The 254-nt window shown below is 39.0% G+C and carries 1 pseudogene; it reads right to left on the bottom strand.

Annotated features, from left to right (window positions below):
- Positions 1-97: pseudogene (infA, locus tag RMT89_RS44270) on the bottom strand (translation initiation factor IF-1); the annotation flags it as partial.
- Between the last annotated feature and the right edge of the window lie 157 nt (positions 98-254).

Consider the following 254-nt stretch of genomic DNA (forward strand, 5'->3'; position numbering starts at 1 on the left):
TTATTTCATGCCCATTTTCCAATTCTACGCGGAACATGGCATTTGACAATGCTTCTACAATAGTTCCGTCTTGCTCAATCGCTGATTGTTTAGCCATTTAAATGCTTTTTAGTTCGTTTCTTGAATAAATTCAAACGTTGATAAAATATCGGGCTTGCCGTTTCTTACAGCAATCGTATGTTCGAAATGAGCCGATGGTTTGCGGTCTTTTGTTCGAACGGTCCAACCGTCATTCTCAAAAACCACGTTTTTAC

Source organism: Streptomyces sp. P17 (assembly GCF_032436805.1).
Classification (GTDB): Bacteria; Actinomycetota; Actinomycetes; order Streptomycetales; family Streptomycetaceae; genus Streptomyces.